At 65.1% G+C, this 3,107-nt stretch carries 2 protein-coding genes; both read right to left on the bottom strand.

The window, feature by feature from the left end; translation table 11 throughout:
- Positions 1 to 457: 457 nt before the first annotated feature.
- Positions 458 to 1,156 carry a FadR/GntR family transcriptional regulator gene (locus WAN71_RS18590; RefSeq protein WP_422226741.1) on the bottom strand — a complete coding sequence of 233 codons (699 nt, stop codon included), beginning with the start codon at positions 1,154 to 1,156 and terminating at the stop codon, positions 458 to 460.
- A 222-nt stretch (positions 1,157 to 1,378) separates the two neighbouring features.
- Positions 1,379 to 3,107: hypothetical protein (locus WAN71_RS18595; protein WP_422226742.1), on the bottom strand; the 1,729-nt coding region annotated here is incomplete at its 5' end.

A 3,107-nucleotide genomic window follows, 5' to 3' on the forward strand; every position in this document is an offset into this window, starting at 1 on the left:
GTCATCGAGGCGAACACCCAGTACCACCAAATAAGTATCCGCTGCGTCGTTACCGATTTCACCGAACCGTACCTCCTGGTATCGAGTGGTGCGGGACCGCCGGTGATACCGGCAAATGCTCAGTCCATATGTGAGTTGCGCATATTTCTGCGCGGTCCACTTACCCGCGGCACCATTGTGTTTACAGAATATTCTGTTAACACAATGAACTTTCGCACATCCGAGACTCCGCTGGCAAGCATCGGATTGCGCGCCAACGCTCGCGCGCGTGACTCTAGAGCTCGACGATCAGATTCATTTTCTGTCGCGCGGCGCCGTCGGCAACGCACGGGCCATTTCAACTCCATAGCTAAGCAGCGCTACTTCACTGTGTTGTCGCTCCAACCCGTGGGTTAGTGCGGTGCGTCGTGGGTGCAACACGCAGAGTGGCCGCTTCCGAGCCGCGCATGCGGTCAATCTACGGCGTGACGATGATGTTCATCCGCTGCTGCGCTCGGCGGGCTGCATCGGCGTCGCCCTTCACGATGGCGCGCGCAAGGCGTTGGTGTCCCGCACGAATCCTTCGCGCGTATCGCCGCAGCACCTCCGGCGGAGTTGCCCGCGCGACTTCGGATTGCAGATCGACGACGAGATCGCTGAGGACGGCGGAGAATAGGGCAAGCGATGGGCTACCAGAGAGCTCGCCCATGACTCGCCCGAAGCCCACGGCCGCGTTAACTGCGTTCTCTATGGTTGTGTCCGTCCCATCAGCCCACGCCTCGCTTACTTGGTCGGCCACCCTCTGGCGGGCCGCCTTATCCGGGTTGCTCGCCGCGCGCCCAGCAACCTCTGGGCCGATCAACTGCGCCATGTAGATCACGTCCGCCGGTTGTGCGCCCTGCCGCCGCAAAAGCGCCGACGCAGAACGAGAGACGACGTCGATCGACGGTGTACTGGCGAAGAATCCTCCGCTGTTTCCGCGACGCACCTTCACCAGCCCCTCAGCCTCGAGTATGCGCATCGCCTGACGCAGGGTGGGACCGCTGACGTGGAAGCGATCCATCAGATCCTCCGCAGAGCCAATGTGCTCGCCGTCGGCAAACTCATCCACTATTTGTCGTCGCAGGCTCTGTGCTATGGCTTCGGCTGCGCTCGGCGTGACCCGTTCCCTCACCATGACAATCGCCTCACCCGTGTCACCGTAATGGGGCGGAGCAGGACCGTGGCCACGACGGTGGTGTTTGGCTCCACGCAGGACCTGGAGGCGGCAAGAGACTCAGCAGGCTGACCCGAAGAAGTGATTAGCCCGCTGACTGCTGAAGTTTCGAGGCAGCAGCGGAGTGCGTCTCCCAGTTCGTTTGGTCAGGCGGATTCGGTCTCGCCCACGGACGGCTCGGACTTACGAGACGACCACCCGGACTTGCGCGACATTGGCGATCCTGCACGAGCTCGCGGCTGGGTCGCCATCTCGGTGCGAGTGGACCCGGCCGGTCACGAAGTACTCGCCTGGCCGATCGAACGCGTGCTTGGTGGCGAGCGTGATGGACGCCGCCGACCCGTCGATGCCGTCGTGGCTGAACGGGAAGAGGCCGGTGCCGTCGAAGTCCCAGTCGGCCGAGATGATCGTGCCGGCGCCCGGAGGCACCGTCGCCTGGAGCTGAAGGTCGACCGCTTCGCCCACCCCCACCTCGGCTCGCTCGCCGCCGTTGACTGTAACGGCGATGACCGCTTGGATCCCGCGGCGCTCGGCGGCCACCGGAGACAGGATCACCTGGTTCTCGACATAGTCGAAGGCAGTGCCGACGGGCTCGATGCCGTCTTCCACCCACGCGATCAGATCGGCCAGCGACTGCTCGATGTATGGCAGGTAGTCGATCAGCCAGGTGTTGCTGGCCCGGTTAGGCAGCGAGGGCACCATCATCGAAGGGACATGCTCGGCGTTCTCGACCCAACGGAGCCGGAACCGCGCATTGGCGCCCTCCTCCCCTTGGGCCCGCAGCACGGCCTGGCGGTAGATGATCCCCTGCGAGGGCCACAGTGACGAGTCCTTGGTGTGGTGGACCCAGATGAGCTTGCCGCGGTAGAGCCCGGAGTAGCCGACGCCCATGAGGGCCGACTGCCGCGGCACGGGGTGCTGCGGGTACACGGCTCGATCGTCGACGCGCAGGGAGTCGAATTGTGGATCGTTCATCAGATGGTGCCGGGCGAAGTAGTGGAAGGCCAGGAAGTCACGGTTGTCGACCTGCACCTCGTCGCCGGGCCGCACATCGGTGAACCGGAGCAGGTTGGCATCGCCCACGCCGTCGCAGTAAAGGACGTCATCGGCGTGGGCTCCGCAGTAAAGTCGCCGCCCGGTCGCCGCGCCCGTGAGCATCGTGACACTCGAGCCGAGCCGGTAGCCCGTTTCCCCGAGGCCCTCGAGCTCGACCACCATGGGCAGCGAGGGGTCTGCTCCGAGGCTGGAAAACACCATGATCAGCAGCCGGAAGTTCTGGTGCCGGGGCTCGAGGAAGCGTGGATCCTCGAGCACGTCGAGCGCCGTGAGCACCTTCGTCACGGTCGCCCGTGAACTCAGGACATCGCGCTCGACGAGGTCCGGCTGGTCGAATCCGACGTAGCCGGGCTTGGTCCAGAAGTCCTCGAAGTAGCTTGGGTCCTGCTCGAGCAGTGACGTAGCCATCGAGGTCCAGAGCCACATCTGGCCGAGGGGCTTGCCGATCATGTACTCGTCGCCGCGCGGAAAGCCCTGCCGGTACAGGCTCGCCAGCTCCTCGCGCTGGTGAGTGGTCAGCCCGAAGAAGGGGTCGCCATGCCCGCCGGGCGCCATGGCGTCGGCGATCTCGTCCGTCTTCTCGCCGAGCAGGCGCTGGCAGTTGAACATCGTGGCGAACGACATCACCTGGGCGCCCTCGATCTTCTCGGTGCTGCCGTGCTCCACGATCGGCCCGCCGCCGGCGAACGGCAGCGCGCCGTCCCAGGTGTCGGGCGCGTTCTCGAGGCACAGCGGAGACCGCCGCCCTCCGCCCGAGCCTCCCCATACGTAGGAGTGGTGGGGTGCCTCGCCGTAAACCTGCGCGGCGACGAGCTTGGCCAGTCGGGCCGTCTCGGCGCTCGCGCGGTGCCCGTAG

It is taken from the genome of Mycobacterium sp., assembly GCF_049280035.1.
Lineage (GTDB): Bacteria > Actinomycetota > Actinomycetes > Mycobacteriales > Mycobacteriaceae > Mycobacterium.